This is a genomic window from Nonlabens sp., assembly GCF_047636915.1.
GTDB lineage: Bacteria > Bacteroidota > Bacteroidia > Flavobacteriales > Flavobacteriaceae > Nonlabens.
Window position 1 is genome coordinate 1 of the sequence record NZ_JBLIGN010000055.1, and the last position, 19,149, is coordinate 19,149.

Here is a 19,149-nt window from a genome sequence, read left to right on the forward strand (position 1 = left end):
AAAACAAGCCGCGCTAGGAGGCAGGATATTGACAGGCGTAGATTATGATCCTACTTCTGGAATTTATAATCCAGCCACTATAAATGCTAAAATGGACCATCAATTACAAGTTAATTATGTAAATTATTTAGGCGATGTGAACTATGGAACAGCTAGCTATGCCTACACTTGGGACAGACACGTGCAGACGTTTCATGCTGGAGTGACCTATTTGAACTACGGAAAATTTGATGGCTATGATGAACAGGGAAATGCTACTGGAGAATTTGGCGGTAATGAAGTTGCTGTTTCTATGGGGTACAGCTATAACATTCCATGGTCAGACTTTTATGTAGGAGCCAACTTGAAATTGATTTCTTCTAAGCTGGATATTTACACCTCCTTTGGTGGAGCGATAGATTTAGGAATGTTGTATTATAATGAAGACAAAGCAATAAGAGCAGCTTTGGTGGTGCGCAATTTAGGAACACAATTCACGCCTTATGATGAGATTTATGAAGATTTACCTTTAGAGATATCGGCGGGGTTTTCAAATACGATGAAGAATCTTCCTTTGCGGTTACATGTAACCTTAGAAAACCTGCAACAATGGAACATAGCATTCTCAAACGATGCCAATGCACAAACAGACCTTGACGGAAATGTGACTGAAGAAAAACCTAGTTTCTTTAACAATGCACTACGGCATACGGTTTTAGGGTTAGAGATTTTTCCGGAGCAAATTTTTGAAGTGCGATTGGGGTATAGTTTTAGAAGAGCAGAGGAATTGCGTATTGAAAACACGAGGGCTTTTTCAGGTGTTAGCGCTGGTTTTTCCTTGAAGATGAATAACTTGCGTTTTAGCTATACACATGCGAGATACACACTGGCGGCACATACAAGTCTTTTTGGAGTCAATATAAATTTACAATAAATGAGTAAGAAAATTACCATCGCCATTGACGGACATTCCAGTACGGGTAAAAGTACGGCTGCAAAACAACTGGCTGTAAAATTGCAATATGTTTACGTGGACACAGGAGCGATGTATAGAGCGGTTTCTTATTACGCTTTAAGCCATAAATTAATAGAGTCAGGGATCTTAGATAGTAAAAAGTTAGTCGAATCTTTATCAGACGTTAAGATTAGTTTTAAATACAACAAAGAAACAGACAGCGCAGACGTTTATCTGGACAATGAGAATATAGAAAAGCAAATCCGCACATTAGAAATAAGCAGTATAGTAAGTAAAGTTGCCGAAATTTCTGAAGTACGTGCTCAACTTGTAGAGCAACAAAAAGCGATGGGTGCGAAGAAAGGAATTGTTATGGATGGACGTGATATAGGCAGTGTCGTTTTCCCAGACGCAGAGCTTAAAGTATTTATGACCGCAGTGCCAGAAGTACGCGCTCAAAGGCGTTATGCAGAGTTACTAGAAACAGGCGAAGATGTTTCTCTTGATCAGGTGCTTAAAAATGTAGTGGAAAGAGATCATATCGATTCCACGAGAGAAGACAGTCCGCTGGTACAGCTGCCAGAAGCGAAATTGTTAGATACTTCTGATATGACAAGGGAAGAGCAATTTGAATTATTAGTTTCTTGGGCTGAGGAAGCTATAGAGAGCAACTAAGTGGAGTTCTTGAATTTCTGCATTTGATGCGGAATCTATCGGAGCCTTTCTTGATTTATTTGAAGATCGGCATATTAAAAGAAAACATGTCAAGACAAATACTTCGCATGTTGTTAATTGCTTCTTACATATATGATGCTACCTTTACAGGTGGTTGTTGAGATTCATTCCTCTTCCCAAGACCTTTTATTTTAAGGGTATTACTTCCTCCAGGTGGAACAGTTGTCGTTTGGATATTTAATTCTGCAACTTGACCAGATAAGGTGTGCATATCAGTAGTGTTAGGTCTGGATTTTATAGTAGTAGTGGAGTAAATGCTAGTTGCAACCCTGCTTTTCACAGGTTTCGCGGTTCTGTATCCCTTAACTACCACTTGATCCAAGCTCGTAGTAAGAGGTATATAATAAGCGTCTTATTGCCAACCACAATTTCATGAGTATCCTATCCAGAATAGTTAATGACCAGCGTATTTTCTGGTTGCGCTTCTACTTGATAGTTTCCGCCAAAATCTGTTGCGGTATCTGTGTTTGTTTTTTTACAGAAAGAATAGCTCCTAAATAGCCGCCATCGGGGCCTGTTATTTTACCGTTATAGTTTTGTCAAGACAGCCTACACTACATACTGTAATAGCTTTAAAAAGCAGTATTTTTTTATGATTTTGGTTTTTAAATTCATTTAAAACTACTTTTATAAAAGAGATTTAAAAAGCAGTGATGAGGAAAGAGGCTTTTTGAACTAGTGAAAGATATTACAGGCTTTTGAGGTAGGTTGTTATTCTGCTTTCGCAAAAGCGGAATAGTCTTTCATATTTTTGAATATATTTGAATAGGAAAGCATGAAAAAAAAACGTATTTTTGCAAACCCAAATCGAGAATAAGGAAACCGGTTGGGAATGAAAAATTTATAAATCACTCTTCTAAGGAAGTTCTTTTAGTTTCCACGCCTCTTTAGAATACAAATTTTAATCAGCAAACCTATTATGGCTGAAGAAACAAACAAACAAGAACTTGAAGCTGCAAAAGATGTTGCATCTGATACTCAAGTTCAAGAACAAGTAGAACAAGCACCTGCACAACCTACTTCCCCACAACAAGTTGATCCTACTGAATTCCTAGACACTTTTGACTGGGAACGCTATAGTGAAGGAATCGAAAAGGTTGATGAGGCTCAATTAAAGGCATTTGAAAAATTAGTATCTGACAACTTTGTTGACACAATAGATACGGATGTTATTGAAGGTATAGTAATCAAAATCACGGATCGTGATGCTATCATTGATATCAATGCAAAATCTGAAGGTGTTATTTCTCTTAACGAATTTCGTTACAACCAAAACCTTAAAGAAGGTGATAAGGTAGAAGTTCTTGTAGATGTACGGGAAGATGCGACAGGACAGTTGATCCTTTCTCACCGTAAAGCACGTCTTATCAAGGCATGGGAACGCGTTAATACGGCACATGACACTGGCGAGATCGTAAATGGTTACGTTAAATGTCGTACGAAAGGTGGTATGATCGTAGATGTATTCGGTATCGAAGCATTCTTACCAGGTTCACAAATTGATGTGAAGCCTATTCGTGATTACGATCAGTACGTGGATAAAACAATGGAATTTAAGGTGGTGAAAATCAACCACGAATTCAAAAACGTTGTTGTATCTCATAAAGCACTTATCGAAGCAGATATTGAAGAGCAGAAGAAAGAGATTATTTCTCGTCTAGAAAAAGGACAGGTACTTGAAGGTGTTGTAAAAAACATAACTTCTTACGGTGTATTTGTTGATCTAGGTGGTGTAGATGGATTGGTGCACATTACGGACCTTTCTTGGTCACGTATCAATCATCCTAACGAGATTGTAGAACTAGACCAAACACTTAACGTTGTAATTCTTGACTTTGACGAAGATAAGTCTCGCATCCAGTTAGGTCTTAAGCAGCTAGAAGCTCATCCATGGGAAGCGCTTTCTGACAAGATCAAAACAGGAGACAAGGTTAAAGGAAAAGTAGTGGTAATCGCAGATTACGGTGCATTTGTAGAGGTAGAAGAAGGAGTTGAAGGACTTGTTCACGTATCTGAAATGTCATGGTCTACGCACTTAAGAAGTGCTGGTGACTTTGTAAAAGTAGGAGATATTATTGATGCTGAGGTACTTACAATTGATAGAGAAGATCGCAAGATGTCTCTTGGTATGAAGCAACTTCACCCAGATCCATGGACAGACATTACTACGAAGTATCCTGTAAGTTCACGTCATTCTGGTACGGTAAGAAACTTTACTAATTTCGGTGTATTTGTAGAACTTGAAGAAGGAGTAGATGGATTAATTTACATTTCTGATCTTTCTTGGACTAAGAAAGTGAAGCACCCATCAGAATTTTGTGCTGTTGGAGATACCTTAGAAGTAGTGGTTCTAGAACTAGATGTTGAAGGACGTAAATTATCACTTGGACATAAGCAAACTATGCCTAATCCATGGGATAAATACGAAGCTGAATTCGGCGTAGGAACGACTCATGATATTGAAATTACAGAAACTGTAGACAAAGGTGCTGTAGTCAACTTTAATGAAGATATCTCTGTATTCATCCCAACACGTCACTTAGAAAAAGAAGACGGTTCTAAATTGAAAAAAGGTGAGAAGGCGCAAATCCAGATCATTGAATTCAACAAAGAATTTAAGCGTGTAGTAGGTTCTCATATGATTCTTCACAAGGAAGAAGAAGCTAAGAATGTACAACAAGCAGCTGTTAAAGCTCAAGAGGAATCTAAACCTACTTTAGGTGACGCTAACACTAAGCTACAGGCTCTTAAAGATAGAATGGAAGGAAAGAAATAATCACTTTTCTCTTGTTTAAAATCCCTTATCGGTTTACCGATAAGGGATTTTTTTATGCCTCTATTTTAAAGCGCTTCTAAGGTTACCTGTATGTGAGACTAATAGAGTATTTAAAAACAGCGTGCGCACCGCCTTTTGTTCAGCTTCTTTTTTTGTTCAAAGAAGGCCGTCCTTATGAAGGCAATTAGTATGTGTTCCATGAAATGCTGTATGCTTTGATTCTTAATATTTTAGCATTCTCGCTTTCGCGAAAGCGGAACAGCCATCCATAACAGAGATGTACTAATAAACTTCAATGATATAGCAGTAGATGGCAGCAACTAGTAGAAATAGAGACTGGAGCAACTGCTTGCCTTTTTGTTTTGGTTGCGAGTGTTAAAATAACTGATTAAGATAAGGATACAGAATAAACAAAATGCACTATGGAAATATGCTGTGCTGCGAGGGAGAATAAAAGCGAATGCTATTTCTTAATGGTTAAAAAGAAAATAAGTGTGAAGGATAATAAAATTCATTAATTTAAATTCAAACTTTAATCAAACACCAAAATACTTATCTTTGCCTATATATGGGTCAATATTGCCACTACATTTCTGAAATTAAATTGGTTTCATGAGTCAAAAACTACTTCTCGATGCCGCAGCTTTGGATATTATTCTTCACAGGCTTGCTTGCCAACTAGTTGAAAATCACACTACTTTTGAAAACACAGCTTTAGTAGGATTACAGCCTAGAGGTGGGTTTTTATTAAATCGTCTTGCTCAAATCCTTAATACTAATTATAAAATAAAGAATCTTAAAACAGGATTGTTAGATATTACTTTTTACCGTGATGATTTTAGAAGAAATGAAGAACCTTTAAAAGCAAATTCTACAGAGATTGATTTTCTTGTAGAGAATAAGCGTGTGGTCATTGTGGACGACGTTCTTTATACAGGAAGAAGCATACGTGCCGCACTTACAGCTTTACAATCTTTTGGGAGACCAGATACCATTGAATTACTGACTCTTATAGACCGGAGGTTTTCTAGACACTTACCTATACAGCCCGATTATAATGGACGTCAAGTAGACGCTATCAATAATCAAAAAGTAAAAGTACTCTGGAAAGAGAATGGAGGAGAAGATGCTGTTTACCTTATAAAAAATGAAGACCAATGAGTGAATTGAGTGTCGATAATGTTTTAGGTATTAAATACCTTACCGTAGAGGATATCAACCTGATTCACAAAACGGCAGACCAGTTTAAAGAAATTATCAACAGGCCTATTAAAAAAGTGCCTTCTTTAAGAGATATTACCATTGCCAACCTTTTCTTTGAGAATTCGACAAGAACTAAACTTTCCTTTGAATTAGCTGAAAAACGCCTAAGTGCTGATGTGATTAACTTTAGTGCCGCACAAAGCTCTGTAAAGAAAGGAGAGACGCTTGTGGATACCGTAAATAATATTCTCGCCATGAAAGTGGATATAGTTGTAATGAGACATCCTCATCCTGGAGCTGGGGTTTTTCTATCTAAACACGTCAATGCAAGAATCGTAAATGCAGGAGATGGCGCGCACGAGCATCCTACCCAAGCTTTGTTAGATAGTTACTCTATTAGGGAGAAGCTAGGAAGTCTTAAAGGTAAAAAGGTAGTTATAGTCGGAGATATTTTACACAGCCGCGTGGCGCTTTCTAATATCTACTGTTTAAAAAAATTAGGAGCCGAAGTAATGGTATGTGGCCCGGCTACTTTACTACCTAAGCATATTGAATCTTTAGGAGTTAAGGTAGAGCTCAACCTTAAAAAGGCTTTAGAGTGGTGTGATGTAGCAAATATGCTGCGCGTACAGAATGAGCGCATGGATATTTCTTATTTCCCTAGTGTGAGAGAATATGTGCAACAGTATGGGGTGAATAAAGAGTTGCTGGACAGTCTTAAAAAAGACATTGTTATCATGCATCCCGGACCTATCAATAGAGGTGTAGAAATAACAAGCGACGTAGCAGATTCTGATCAGGCAATTATCTTGAATCAGGTAGAAAACGGTGTTGCCATTAGAATGGCAGTCTTGTATCTGGTCGCTGCAAAAATTAGAAGAAATGATTAGTAAAGAAAATAACAAGTACCTACTATTAAAAGATGAGCAAGATGATATTAAGGATTTTGCTGCCTTTTTAGACAGGATTTATGATCAGTTCAAAGGAAAGAATCTGATCATAGATTTGTTAGCATACGATAAAGCCTCTTTAATGGACTTGATCTCTTTTCTAGGGTTGAGCAATAGACACAGAGTTGCAAAACAATCTTTTGTTATGGTGAATACCGCTCTTTCTAGAGATGAAATCCCCGATGAATTATTAATCGTTCCTACGATTCACGAAGCAGAAGATCTGATTGATATGGAAGAAATCGAACGCGATTTAGGGTTTTAACTGGACGTCATACCTCTGCATAGCGGTATCGTTTTCCACTATCGCGAACTACAAATTTCCACGGAGCAATTGAAAACTATAATTGAATACTGTGACTAAAGCGCTACTTTTATATTCCAAAAAATATTTTATTTGAAACTAACTATACTCGGTTGCCACAGTGCTACACCACGAGATAACGCCAGACCTACAGCTCAGGTTTTGGAAATGAAAGGGCATTTATTTCTCATTGATTGTGGTGAAGGAACACAGATGGCATTGCGTAAAAACAGCATCAAATTTTCACGTATCAAGCACATTTTTATTTCACACCTCCATGGCGATCATGTTTATGGATTGATAGGCTTGATCTCTACCTTTTGCCTGTTAAGTCGAGAGTCTGAGTTGACGATCTATGGGCCTAAAGGAATTAAAGAGTTGATTTTATTACAATTAAAATTAGCTAAGGTATATACATCTTATGACTTACGCTTTCGCGAAAGCGTAGAAAACATCCCACAGGTCTTACTAGAAGATGATTCCTTGACCGTAACCACTATCCCACTGGAGCACCGCGTATTTACACAGGGCTTTCTATTTCAAGAAAAGCCTGGCGACAAACGCTTAGATATAGTAGCTTGTGAAGAGTACGGAATCGATCATGCCTATTACCGCAAGATCAAGCAAGGACATGATTTTACCTTAGATAATGGCGAGGTAATTTCTAATGAAGAGCTGACTATCAATGACGGTACTTCTAAAAGCTATGCCTTTTGCAGCGATACGGTTTACAAAGAGGATATGGTACCGCAAATAACTAGGGTTACCGCTTTATATCATGAAAGCACCTTTTTGAAATCACATGAGCATCTTTGTGAAAGAACAAAACACAGTACCGCAGCACAAGCGGCAACTATAGCTTTAAAAGCAAAAGTAGGTACCCTTATACTAGGACATTATTCTTCTCGCTACGGCGATTATGAATTGTTTAGAACAGAAGCGAAAGAAATCTTTGAGAATACAGAACTGGCGATGGATGGAAAGGTATTTGAGTTTTAGAAATTTTCCCAAAGGATATTTCTGTATCCGTTAATAATAAAACATAAAATACAGAGTTTTTTTATTGTGGCTTTCATAGGCTGTTGTTCGTCTCCTATAGACGAAAATTGGGGGACAAAAAAGATGAATACCTTTTTTACAGAAGAAAAGCTCAACGATATTTACAATTTAGTTAGCTGTTCCATAGGAAAGTTTGTGACGATCCAGACGATCTAGTCGGTTACAAACTTTTATCAAATCAATAATGATGATGTAGTTACTTCTACTTTTCAATGGTTGGATCAAGATGTCTTTGTAGCCATTGATCAATTTATTCAAAAGCACCCTAAGACCATTTGGCAAATGGGTAAATCACATTATTATGATTTGGATAAGGACATATGGTTGGCTCAAATCACACTTGAAACCAAAATTACGTTCCTATATAAGTCCATACCTCAGGATTTTGACATCTTAGCGTCTAGTGAAAAGGAGATCATAGAAGCTGGGATATGGAGTGGAGAAGGTGGTCTATTTTAAGAGGCTATATATTCTGAATTCGATAAAAATACGTTGAGGCGACATGATATTAATCTTTTAATTGCTGTAGATGCTTTAGGAGCTTTTTATAATATTCAGCTAGAATTAGAGCACGGTTGCGACAGGTTTAAGCCTATTAAAATTAATTTTGGGGCACTGTACTAATGAACAAAGCCCCATCGCAAGATGGGGCTTTGTTATAAGCTTTTGTTTCTCTAAAAAAAAACTATATTTTCTTCATTTGATCCTTCATCATTTTGATCTGATCTTTCAGCATCCCGTGTTTGTCTAGTTTTTTAGCCTCGCTCAATAGCATGGTAGCTTCCCGTTTGCGGCGTTTCATCATAGAAATACCCGCAAGGTTGAGTTTTGCAACCGCAATATCTTGATCCATACTCAGTCCTAAAGAAAGTGCTTTCTTAAAGTATTTTTCTGCTTTGGTCATGTTTTCTTGGGAGATCATCAATCCGTGTAAATAGTTGTAATAGCCTTGTTGTTTTTTAACGAGAGCTGCTTCTGGGTTAGAGATCTTATCCAGCCATTTTTTAGCACCTGGAAAATCTTGCTTTCTCAAACGCATAAAAGCGAGAAGAATCATCTCATTTTTAAAATAAAGGAAAATAAATATTCCAGAAAAGAGAATTAGAAATATTCCAGTAAGAATTTCGTTTCTGGTAATTTGATATATGGCATAAGCTACAATTAATGCAGTAATAACCAGTTTGATGTTTTTGTTAAACATGATAAGGTTTGTTGTTAAAGTCTGCAAAGATACGATTTTAGTCAGTTCGCAGTCACAGACAAGGTCACAGTTTTTCGTTCAATAATCCAAAAAATTTGCTAGAACAAATGATCAGTGTTCCCTTTGTTTTAGCAAAGTTTAGAATGTATTTTATCTTCCAGCACCGCAGCGCTGCTATTCTTACTTCGACAAAAGCGCAGCAAATGGCACCCATTTGTCCAAAGGAGAAACATCTAGTAGTTTTCATTAAATTATTTTGGTTTATCAGTCGATTCTCTAGAATCGGTTATAAGTGGCTACATTCAGCATAGGACTTGTCGTTTTATAAAGTTTGTTTCTGATTTTTATAATAAGTGACACGAGGTTCGTCATAAAATTTGTACGGAATCTAATAATCATTCTCATGATTAGAACAAATCCGCATTCCAGTAAGTTCCTTAGCTATATGGGCTGCAGGGAGTATACTGAAATGGAAAGAGATTGTTGAGATTTACCGAGACTCTAAAGGGTTTTATATGATCTTAAACTTTATCTAAAGTATGTTATCCCATAGATTGCCTATCAAATTGGAACAAAAAATAACAATAGCCCCTCTTGATAGGTTTCTTGATATCTAACTTATTTCTACAGGTACATAACTAAAAATAAATTCAAAAAAAATACATTTCTTATTGTATGTAATATAAGAGTTGCTATATTTGCAGCCGATTAAAAATTAAGGTTTTTAGGCCTTTTTACATACAGACACAGATTTCAAGCTATGGCACAGAAAAGAACATACCAACCAAGTAAAAGAAAAAGAAGAAATAAGCACGGTTTTAGAGAGCGAATGGCATCTGCAAACGGTCGCAAGGTTCTTTCACGTCGCAGAGCAAAAGGACGTAAGAAATTATCTGTATCTACAGAAAGAAGACATAAGAGATAATGGTTTATCTTTAAATTATATATGAGGCGTTAATTCTATAGAATTGACGCCTTTTTTTTGCACCCAAAAATCACGATATTTAAGCCCTTATAATTCACACCAAAATGCCAAAAAGAAAAGACCTCAAATCCATTTTATTAATAGGTAGTGGACCGATTATCATTGGTCAGGCATGTGAGTTCGATTATGCAGGTTCCCAAGCACTCAGATCTTTAAGAGAAGAAGGTGTTGAAACCATATTGATCAACTCAAACCCTGCAACCATCATGACTGATCCAAGTATGGCAGATCATGTGTACCTCTTGCCGCTCACGACAAAGTCATTGAAAAAAATACTAGCTGAGCATCCACAAATTGATGCGGTTCTACCGACTATGGGTGGACAGACCGCACTTAATCTTTGTATAGAAGCAGATGAGAAAGGAATCTGGGAGGACAATAAAGTAGAAATCATAGGCGTGGACATCGATGCCATTCATGTTACCGAAGATCGCGACAAGTTCAAAGCTTTGATGGTAAAAATAGGCGTGCCTGTTGCTCCATCGGCTACCGCAAAGTCCTTTTTGAAAGGTAAAGAAATCGCTCAGGAGTTTGGTTTTCCACTCGTGATACGTCCTTCGTTTACTCTAGGTGGTTTCGGAGCCAGTTTGGTACATACAGAAGATCAATTTGAAGAATTATTGACTCGTGGTCTTGAAGCATCACCTATACATGAGGTTTTGATTGACAAGGCTTTAATGGGGTGGAAAGAATACGAATTAGAATTATTAAGGGACGATAATGATAATGTGGTTATCATCTGTACGATAGAAAATATGGATCCTATGGGAATCCATACGGGAGATTCCATTACGGTAGCACCTGCGATGACTCTATCAGATCGCACCTATCAAAAGATGCGGGACATGGCGATTCACATGATGCGCAGTATAGGAGAATTTGCCGGTGGTTGTAATGTGCAATTTGCGGTAAGTCCAGACGAAGAAGAAAATATCATCGCGATAGAGATCAATCCGAGAGTAAGTCGTTCTAGTGCATTGGCCTCAAAAGCGACCGGTTATCCAATTGCAAAAATAGCTTCTAAATTGGCTATAGGCTATACGCTAGATGAATTAGATAATCAAATTACCAAATCTACAAGTGCTCTTTTTGAGCCTACTTTAGATTATGTAATTGTAAAAATACCACGTTGGAATTTTGATAAGTTTGAAGGAGCTGACCGCACGTTAGGCCTTCAAATGAAGTCGGTAGGTGAAGTGATGGGAATAGGTCGTTCTTTCCAAGAAGCCCTTCATAAAGCTACACAGTCGCTAGAAATTAAGCGCAATGGTCTAGGAGCAGACGGGAAAGGCTATACAGATTACAATCAAGTGATTGAAAAATTAACTAACGCGAGTTGGGATCGGGTGTTTGCTATCTACGATGCCGTGGTTATGGGCATCTCATTGGATCGCATTCACGAGATCACCAGAATCGATATGTGGTATTTGAAGCAGTTTGAAGAACTCTACTTATTAGAAAAAGAAATCGGAAAGTTTGATGTAGGCACGCTTTCGCGAAAGCTACTATTAGAAGCTAAACAAAAAGGCTTTGCAGACCGTCAGATCGCTCATATGTTGGGATGTCTCGAGTCCGAGGTGTACAATTTACGGGAAGAGATGAATATAAACCGAGTGTATAAACTCGTGGATACTTGTGCGGCAGAGTTTACAGCAAAAACACCTTATTATTATTCGACTTTTGAGGCAGATATAGAAACGGCAGACGGAAAGCGATACGTACAAAATGAAAGTGTTGTTTCTGACAAGAAAAAGGTCATCGTCTTAGGTTCTGGTCCCAATCGCATAGGACAGGGAATTGAATTTGATTACTGCTGTGTTCATGGGGTTTATGCCGCACAGGAATGTGGGTACGAAACCATCATGATCAACTGCAATCCAGAAACAGTTTCTACCGATTTTGATACGGCAGATAAATTGTACTTTGAGCCTGTTTTTTGGGAACATATTTATGATATCATACGTCATGAAAAGCCAGAAGGAGTGATCGTACAATTAGGTGGACAGACTGCTTTAAAGCTAGCCGAAAAACTAGATCGCTACGGTATTAAAATTTTAGGAACGAGTTATAAAGCCTTGGATCTTGCTGAAGATCGCGGTTTGTTCTCAAAATTATTATTGGAAAATGACATTCCTTTTCCAGAATTTGCAACAGCAACTACACCAGCTGAGGCACTTGTAGCCGCAGAGCATCTTGATTTCCCTATTTTAGTAAGACCTTCTTATGTATTGGGCGGTCAAGGAATGAAGATTGTAATCAACAAAGACGAGCTCGAAGAGCACGTGGTAGATATTTTAAGAAAAATACCTAATAACGTGTTGTTGCTCGATCATTATTTAGATGGAGCTATAGAGGCAGAGGCAGATGCGATTTGTGATGGAGAGAATATCTACATTATCGGTATTATGGAGCATATAGAGCCTTGTGGAGTGCATTCGGGAGATTCTAATGCATTGCTACCACCGTTCACTTTAGGGGACTTAGTTATGCAGCAAATTAAGGACCACACGAAGAAGATTGCTTTAGCATTACAAACCGTAGGCTTGATCAATATCCAGTTTGCGGTTAAGGATGATATGGTGTATATCATTGAAGCAAATCCGAGAGCATCTCGTACCGTGCCATTTATCGCCAAAGCTTATAAAGAACCCTACGTAAACTATGCTACCAAAGTAATGTTGGGGCACAATAAGGTGACTGATTTTGATTTCAAACCACAGCTAGAAGGCTATGCGATTAAACAACCGGTCTTCTCTTTTAATAAATTCCCCAATGTGGACAAGCGTCTAGGACCAGAAATGAAATCTACTGGAGAAAGCATTTTGTTTATAGATGACTTAAAAGACGACGAGTTTTATGACTTGTACGCGAGAAGAAGAATGTATTTGAGCAAGTAAAATTTCATTTTCTGCGCTTGATGCAGCATGTATTGGTGCTTATCTCGATCTGTGTTGAAATCATGTTTTATCTCGATATTCCATAGTGTTCGATTGGTCGAGACAGACAATTTAAAATAAAATATAAGCCCTAAAAGTTATAAATTTTTAGGGCTTTTTAGTTTTCAGGTTTTGCTTTCGCTTACCCGAAAGAGGAATTAGAATATTCACTATCTTTAAAGTAAGTATTTTTCTTGTTTAGATAAAGACGTTTTAACGCAGCCTAGAAGCTGTGAAGATGAATTGAAAAGTTGGATTAAAGGATGATCTATTCCAATTATTTCTTTTTACAAAGTCCTTAATAAAAGAGTTTATGTCGTTTTAGAACTCATATGGTTTTACTTTTTAAGCCTGTCATGGTTTGATGAGTTGGAGCCCGTATTTTCTAATCAGGTATGCCATCAATAAAAAGGATGGATTTTATTTAATTTTAATAGCCTTGGGAATAAGGCCTGCATTTCTGATAAAATTTAGGAATATGTGGACGTGTTTTCTCAGAGAATAACCAGTTGCTATTTATCAAGACTTAAGGTGGATAATGAAAGCTTTTATGACACCAAAAAACACCCAATGACCTGCCCATGTGATCCAAATAATACGTACGAAAATTGCTGTTCCATCGCCCACAAGAACATTAAGGCGGTTAAAACGGCTCATCAATTAATGCGTTCTCGATACAGCGCTTTTGTCATGGGAAATATAGATTATCTACAACGCAGTCATCACAGCACACAACGTCCAAGTAGAAAAGAAGCTCTTGAGATAGAGCAGTGGTCTAAAACTGTCAAATGGCTGGAATTAGAAATAGTACAAACTACCCTTGGCGTAGAAAAGGATTTTATGGGCACCGTTGAGTTTAAGGCTTTTTATATAGAAAATAATCAGGAAGAGGTTCTACACGAACATTCCAGATTTTGCAAGGAAAACGGTCATTGGGTATATGTAGACGCCATCTAAAAATAAGTAGTTACTAGGAGTTTGTTCTATGATGCTTTTCTGCTGTTGCTCACATGGCTGAAAGGGAATGCTACAAACCTCTATACCAGTTGTTATTCAGGGAAACATTATAGAAACTATTCTTAATGATATTATGCGCTCCAATCATAAAAAAAAACTGACAAAGCATCTATCCATATGTGATGATAAATTATTATTGATTAGATATATAATCCATTATCCAAGGATTGTATTTGTTAATTTTAGCAATGCCTACAATGTGTTCTTAATAGTTTAATAGAAAGATGGTCGGCAACAAATAAGAAACAGAAAATTACTAAAAAGGAAATATGTACCTTAACTATTAACAAGGGAATTTTTTAGTTATAGGTGATTCAAATAAGTTAACTGTAAAATATACGTCTGGAAATCTCAGCTTTTCTAAATAACGTTATGCTGTTTTTTTACGAATTATCGCAAGGAAAATATTTTTTTTATGATGGTTTTGAATGTTTAAAAGAGAAAAAAGCCAAAAGTATTTATTCTTTCTTTTCCTTAATTTCATATAAAACTTCGCTTGTTAAGGTAAACCGTAAAGTGATTTTAAATTTTTTATGTACCTTTAAGTACAGAATTAGTAACGTGGAACAATTTGAATATTTGACTCGGACCTAACTTATAATAATCCTTGCACATTTTCATTACTTGTTTTATTTACTAAATGAGGTCACTAAACACTCCAATAATTACAATAAAAAGTCACGTTTGATTAGGATAAAATAGCAACCTGAGATAAAACACGATAGGACTTCATAAAAATAAAAAAGGAGACAATAAATAAGCCTTTTAGCATTTAATTTCCCCGCCACACTTTACCATATTAAAAGAATATTTAATACCATTTATATGATACTAGCGGAGTGCGTCAATATTTTTTTAGATCAAAGCAAAAATATGTTTTGGGTGGTTGATCTAGATTTTCGATTGATTTATGCAAATAAAGCCTTTTTAAGTTCAACTAAAGAAATAACTGGAATTGAAAAAAAACTCAATGAATCTGCTATTAGGGAAGGTTTTGGTGAAGGATATATTAAAAAGTGGAAGGCTTATTATTCCCGTTCTCTTCAAGGAGAATACTTTGAAATAGAAGAGCATTATTACAATCCAGTATTAAATAAATTCCAATACACTCAAGAAACCTTTGAACCGTTAAGAGCAGAAGACGACAAAATTTTTGCAGTAAGTTGTCAATCCAAGGACATTACGCACTTGGCAAACCAACGATTTGAAGTGAATCAATTAATGAATGCTTCTTTAGATGTTTTTTGCACTATCGATCTTGAGGGTAATTTTGTATACGTAAGCGCTTCTGCCATAAGTCACTGGGGATATACGCCCGAAGAGTTAATTGGTACAAGGTATCTGAATTTGATTTTAGAAGAGGATATCTCTAAAACAAATCAGATAACGGCTGCTTTACTTAAAGGAGAGGATGTCAAATATTTTTTTAATCGCTACAAAAAAAAAGATGGGAATATTGCCTGTAATTTATGGTTTGCAACTTGGGATGAAAAAACCAAATTCCTGCATTGTGTAGTTAGAGACGGTAAACATAAAAACGAACAAGAAGAAAAAGTCTTCCACATCGAACAACGATTTAAGGCTTTGATTCAAGAAGGTTCTGACCTTATTAGTATCGTAGACATAGAAGGAAACTATATATATAAAAGCTCCATAAGCAGTAAAGCACTTGGCATTTCATTAGACAAGGAGGATGGTGGAAATTCATTTGAGTCTATTCATCCAGATGATGCTGAATGGGTGCGTAGTAGTTTACAAAAAGTAGTTACTGAAAATAGGGTCCTTACAGATCCCTATCGTTTTCAAGACTATAAAAAGGAATGGCGGTGGATGGAAACAGTGTTGACTAATAGGTTAAATACTCCTTCGGTAAACGGTATCGTAGCCAATTCGAGAGATATCACAGATAAAATGGAAGAAAAGCGGCAGCTAAAATTATTAGAAAGCGTGGTCACACATGCTAAAGACGCCGTTTTGATTACCGAAGCTGAACTACTTGATGCCCCGGGTCCTAAAGTCATTTTTATAAATGAAGCTTTCACAAAAATGACCGGTTATACTGCGGAAGATATAATTGGGAAAACACCACGAATACTTCAAGGACCAAAATCAGACCGAAAGGAATTGGATAGACTAAATCGTGCGCTCAAAAACAGGGAATCTTGTGAGATTACTATTATTAATTACAAGAAAAATAGAGAGGAATTTTGGGTGAACCTGAGTATATCCCCAGTTTCAAATCAAAAAGGTATTTATACGCATATCATTGCCATCCAGCGAGATGTAACTGAAGATATGAAATTAAAAGAATTAAATCGTCAAGTAAGCGAACTCGCTAAAATTGGGAACTGGGAAGTAGATTTAGTTCAACAAAGACTCTTTTGGGCAGAAGAAATCCATAAAATACATGAGACAGATCCGGAAGCATTTACCCCAAGCCTGGAAACAGCTATCAATTTTTATAGAAAAGATTTTCGGGATATGGTACATTCAACTCTTGAAAAAGGTATGTTAAGTGGTGGATCTTATCATTTCGAAGCGGTTATAGTCACAGCAAAAAACAAGGAGATATGGGTAAGAGCTAATACAAATACGGAAATAGTAGATGGCAAATGCATTCGCTTATATGGAAGTATTCAAGATATTACCGATCGTAAAGAAGCAGAAAGAATACTTTTGTTCGCTAATGAACGATTCGAAAAGGTAACCGAAGCGACCAAAGATGTTATATGGGACTGGAATATTATAAATAATACCTTCTACCATTCTAAAGCTATTGAACGTTTCTTTAGAGTAAAAACATTAAACTCATCTTCAAAGATCGATGTATGGATGGATCAATTTCATCCCGATGATATTGATAAAGTTCGAAGAAGTCTAGAGACAGCAATTGCTGACAAAACATGCGCTCGATGGGAGCAAGAATACAGGTTATTTGATGACCAAGGAAAAATAATTCACGTCTCAGATCGAAGCGTACTTGTTAGAGATGAAAAAGGAAAAGCCGTTCGTATGGTAGGTGCTATGACCAATATAACTGATCAGAAAGCCATGGATTCAAAATTAAGCAACCTTAATACATCTCTACAGATCCAGCGTAAAGATCTTAAGATTAGAAATAAAGCTTTAAAAAAAATTGCTTGGACACAATCTCATGTTGTTCGCGCACCACTTTCTAGGATATTAGGCATTATAAATTTAATAGAAGACCAACCGGAAAGCTTAGATGAAATCTCATTTTGGTTGACCCAATTAAAGATTTCCACCAATGAAATGGATGACATTGTAAAAAAAGTAGTTATTGACGCTAACAATTTTGACGAATAAATATATTAATCAAATGAAACAAGAAATAGTTATTATCGATGATGATCCCATTTTCAGAATGATTGTTTCGAAAATGATTCAAAACATAGACTTTTCTGTCACCATCACGGAATGTGAGAATGGAGAAATAGGCTTAACGCAACTCGAAAAATTAAAGAATGTAACTCACGAAATCATTGTGCTACTCGATATTAATATGCCGTTGCTAAATGGCTGGGAGTTTTTAGACAAGTTAAAGAAATTTGAGTCTAATAACTTGCCTCAACTTAAAATCTACATGGTTTCTTCGTCCACGAATGTAAAAGATGTTTTAAGAATTAATGAATACCCGTTGGTCAGCTATTTTCTGCATAAACCCTTGAGTAAAGAAAATCTCAAGACCATTATCGCTGGCTCAAATTCTTAATTAGATAGGATTACAACAATCATTTTTGTGATAAGGGCAATGAAAATTTTGGAAATAGAAACAGTAATAACACCAAACATTCCAGCGAAGAAGCTTCTAATATTTCTCGAAAGAGATGGTGGAACTCCTGAAAGAGCAAATAAAAACTGGATATGAATTAAAATTCAACTTAAGTAGTCCCTATAAGAAGTATTACATCAGAGAATTATTCGCATTATATTTTAGTCGAGTTGTAGGAGTTATGATACTACTAGATCGAGAGGCGGTACCGCCATCTTTTTTGATCTAATGAAATATTTAATCTCAAATAATTTTTTTTCTGAAATCATATTCTTTGAGAATGTTTTTGGATATCTTATTGTATAATTTAATGAAATTGATTTTTAAAAATATATGGATGAGTCTATATAACAAAAGATGGTCTTTTGAAATAAGCAATAATGATTAAAAAAAATACAGGTGCTGATATTACCTAGAAATTAATTTGGTCTAGTAACTAACCACCAATTCCTGGTCCATTCTGTCTCCATATAGCTTTCCTAATCCCTTTACAACCACACTTCCTTCTTCTCCCAAGTAACAGTTCAAACAGCCTATTTTTTAAAAAAAAAATACCAGCTTAATTGCGGTAATCAGTAAACTTATAGGAATAGTTGGATGATCCTCACATATCATACAGTTACTTCCCTATACAGTATTTTCTTAGTCTTGCTATAGAAGAGATTCAAGACTTTGGGCAACAAATAGGGTACAAATAAGCTATAAAAAAGGAAATTGCTGGATAAAGAAAAACAAGATGTTTGTGCAATCAACCTGATCTTTGCGTAGGTGAAAGGGTAGGGAGGACTCTAAGGGTTTTAAGGACTTTAAGGAAGTGCAGAACTTGAAGTTATATAAACACAACGGCTAGTTATTAACAAGTAACAGCTTGTTTAGGGACGTTACTTTTGATTCAGATAGAGTTACTTACTAGTCTGTTAAGCAATCAACCAGTGGTTATATCGCTAATGGCTTGAGTATTTCAAACAAGTTTTCCTCAGTTACTGATAATTAAACTGTATCGACTTTGATTACTGTAAACCGTTGCAATAAATTATATACGGTGATACATTAGTTATTTACGTTTTTCCTATTAAAATTTGCGAACTAATGTTACGGTGTACAAGGGTGGCATTCAACCCTGAATTATTATTTTAAAAAAACCTGTTATTTTTTTTAAACACAAGAAAAAACTTTATCATTGAGAGCTTTAGCTTATGTTAATTAATTTTCTTCTCTCTTTTAATTGAGGTAAAAAAAGACAAAATCTTTTAAAA

15 protein-coding genes are annotated in these 19,149 nt (G+C 36.2%); 13 read left to right on the top strand and 2 right to left on the bottom strand.

From position 1 onward, the window contains the following. Window positions 1-913: type IX secretion system protein PorQ (gene porQ / locus ACJAT0_RS09110; RefSeq protein ID WP_415181401.1), on the top strand; the 913-nt coding region annotated here is incomplete at its 5' end. Beyond that, window positions 914-1,609 (top strand): (d)CMP kinase, encoded by a 696-nt coding sequence (gene cmk, locus ACJAT0_RS09115; RefSeq protein ID WP_415181402.1) that lies wholly within the window; start codon window positions 914-916, stop codon window positions 1,607-1,609. Between the two features lie 124 nt (window positions 1,610-1,733). Here the strand turns inward: cmk and ACJAT0_RS09120 are convergent, their stop codons facing one another. Beyond that, entirely contained in the window at window positions 1,734-1,949 is a 216-nt protein-coding gene (locus ACJAT0_RS09120; protein ID WP_415181403.1) for a hypothetical protein, read from the bottom strand. 639 nt (window positions 1,950-2,588) lie between these two features. Here ACJAT0_RS09120 and rpsA point away from each other — a divergent pair. The 6 genes from rpsA to ACJAT0_RS09150 all read left to right on the top strand — a co-directional run bounded on the left by rpsA (window position 2,589) and on the right by ACJAT0_RS09150 (window position 8,420). Next, window positions 2,589-4,445 (top strand): 30S ribosomal protein S1, encoded by a 1,857-nt coding sequence (gene rpsA, locus ACJAT0_RS09125; RefSeq protein ID WP_374004637.1) that lies wholly within the window; start codon window positions 2,589-2,591, stop codon window positions 4,443-4,445. Window positions 4,446-5,057: 612 nt separating this feature from the next. After that, window positions 5,058-5,606 (top strand): bifunctional pyr operon transcriptional regulator/uracil phosphoribosyltransferase PyrR, encoded by a 549-nt coding sequence (gene pyrR / locus ACJAT0_RS09130; RefSeq protein ID WP_415181404.1) that lies wholly within the window; start codon window positions 5,058-5,060, stop codon window positions 5,604-5,606. After that, window positions 5,603-6,538: an aspartate carbamoyltransferase catalytic subunit gene (locus tag ACJAT0_RS09135; RefSeq protein ID WP_415181405.1), complete on the top strand. Its 936-nt coding sequence runs from the start codon at window positions 5,603-5,605 to the stop codon at window positions 6,536-6,538. The genes pyrR and ACJAT0_RS09135 overlap by 4 nt, the downstream gene beginning before the upstream one ends. Next, on the top strand, window positions 6,531-6,863 hold the full coding sequence (locus ACJAT0_RS09140; protein WP_374002315.1) for a ribonuclease Z: 333 nt from the start codon (window positions 6,531-6,533) through the stop codon (window positions 6,861-6,863). Before ACJAT0_RS09135 ends, ACJAT0_RS09140 begins: the two co-directional genes overlap by 8 nt. A 132-nt stretch (window positions 6,864-6,995) precedes the next feature. Then, window positions 6,996-7,901, top strand: a complete 906-nt coding sequence (locus tag ACJAT0_RS09145) for a ribonuclease Z (RefSeq protein WP_415181406.1) — start codon at window positions 6,996-6,998, stop codon at window positions 7,899-7,901. A gap of 276 nt (window positions 7,902-8,177) precedes the next feature. Next, complete coding sequence (locus ACJAT0_RS09150; protein ID WP_415181407.1) at window positions 8,178-8,420, top strand: hypothetical protein; 243 nt, start codon at window positions 8,178-8,180, stop codon at window positions 8,418-8,420. A gap of 226 nt (window positions 8,421-8,646) precedes the next feature. On the opposite strand, the gene ACJAT0_RS09155 is transcribed toward ACJAT0_RS09150, so the two are convergent. Beyond that, a complete protein-coding gene (locus ACJAT0_RS09155; protein ID WP_374002318.1) occupies window positions 8,647-9,162 on the bottom strand; it encodes a DUF2892 domain-containing protein in 516 nt (171 codons plus the stop codon). Window positions 9,163-9,922: 760 nt separating this feature from the next. On the opposite strand from ACJAT0_RS09155, the gene rpmH reads away from it, so the two are divergent. The 5 genes from rpmH (at window position 9,923) to ACJAT0_RS09180 (ending at window position 17,833) form a co-directional block, all read left to right on the top strand. Beyond that, window positions 9,923-10,087, top strand: coding sequence for a 50S ribosomal protein L34 (gene rpmH, locus ACJAT0_RS09160; protein WP_090753493.1), 165 nt, complete (start codon window positions 9,923-9,925; stop codon window positions 10,085-10,087). A gap of 104 nt (window positions 10,088-10,191) precedes the next feature. Next, window positions 10,192-13,044 carry a carbamoyl-phosphate synthase large subunit gene (carB, locus tag ACJAT0_RS09165; protein ID WP_374002319.1) on the top strand — a complete coding sequence of 951 codons (2,853 nt, stop codon included), beginning with the start codon at window positions 10,192-10,194 and terminating at the stop codon, window positions 13,042-13,044. Between the two features lie 609 nt (window positions 13,045-13,653). Further along, entirely contained in the window at window positions 13,654-14,040 is a 387-nt protein-coding gene (locus ACJAT0_RS09170) for a YchJ family protein (RefSeq protein WP_415181408.1), read from the top strand. A gap of 885 nt (window positions 14,041-14,925) precedes the next feature. Further along, entirely contained in the window at window positions 14,926-17,427 is a 2,502-nt protein-coding gene (locus ACJAT0_RS09175; RefSeq protein ID WP_415181409.1) for a PAS domain S-box protein, read from the top strand. 13 nt (window positions 17,428-17,440) lie between these two features. Continuing rightward, a complete protein-coding gene (locus ACJAT0_RS09180) occupies window positions 17,441-17,833 on the top strand; it encodes a response regulator (protein WP_415181410.1) in 393 nt (130 codons plus the stop codon). Window positions 17,834-19,149: the final 1,316 nt, after the last annotated feature.

Excerpts from the sequence above, each read along its gene's own strand:
- carB (WP_374002319.1), top strand. The coding sequence starts at position 10,192 with ATGCCAAAAAGAAAAGACCTCAAATCCATTTTATTAATAGGTAGTGGA.
- rpsA (WP_374004637.1), top strand. The coding sequence starts at position 2,589 with ATGGCTGAAGAAACAAACAAACAAGAACTTGAAGCTGCAAAAGATGTT.
- ACJAT0_RS09175 (WP_415181409.1), top strand. The coding sequence starts at position 14,926 with ATGATACTAGCGGAGTGCGTCAATATTTTTTTAGATCAAAGCAAAAAT.
- ACJAT0_RS09135 (WP_415181405.1), top strand. The coding sequence starts at position 5,603 with ATGAGTGAATTGAGTGTCGATAATGTTTTAGGTATTAAATACCTTACC.
- ACJAT0_RS09140 (WP_374002315.1), top strand. The coding sequence starts at position 6,531 with ATGATTAGTAAAGAAAATAACAAGTACCTACTATTAAAAGATGAGCAA.
- ACJAT0_RS09170 (WP_415181408.1), top strand. The coding sequence starts at position 13,654 with ATGACCTGCCCATGTGATCCAAATAATACGTACGAAAATTGCTGTTCC.
- rpmH (WP_090753493.1), top strand. The coding sequence starts at position 9,923 with ATGGCACAGAAAAGAACATACCAACCAAGTAAAAGAAAAAGAAGAAAT.
- ACJAT0_RS09155 (WP_374002318.1), bottom strand. The coding sequence starts at position 9,162 with ATGTTTAACAAAAACATCAAACTGGTTATTACTGCATTAATTGTAGCT.
- pyrR (WP_415181404.1), top strand. The coding sequence starts at position 5,058 with ATGAGTCAAAAACTACTTCTCGATGCCGCAGCTTTGGATATTATTCTT.
- cmk (WP_415181402.1), top strand. The coding sequence starts at position 914 with ATGAGTAAGAAAATTACCATCGCCATTGACGGACATTCCAGTACGGGT.
- ACJAT0_RS09180 (WP_415181410.1), top strand. The coding sequence starts at position 17,441 with ATGAAACAAGAAATAGTTATTATCGATGATGATCCCATTTTCAGAATG.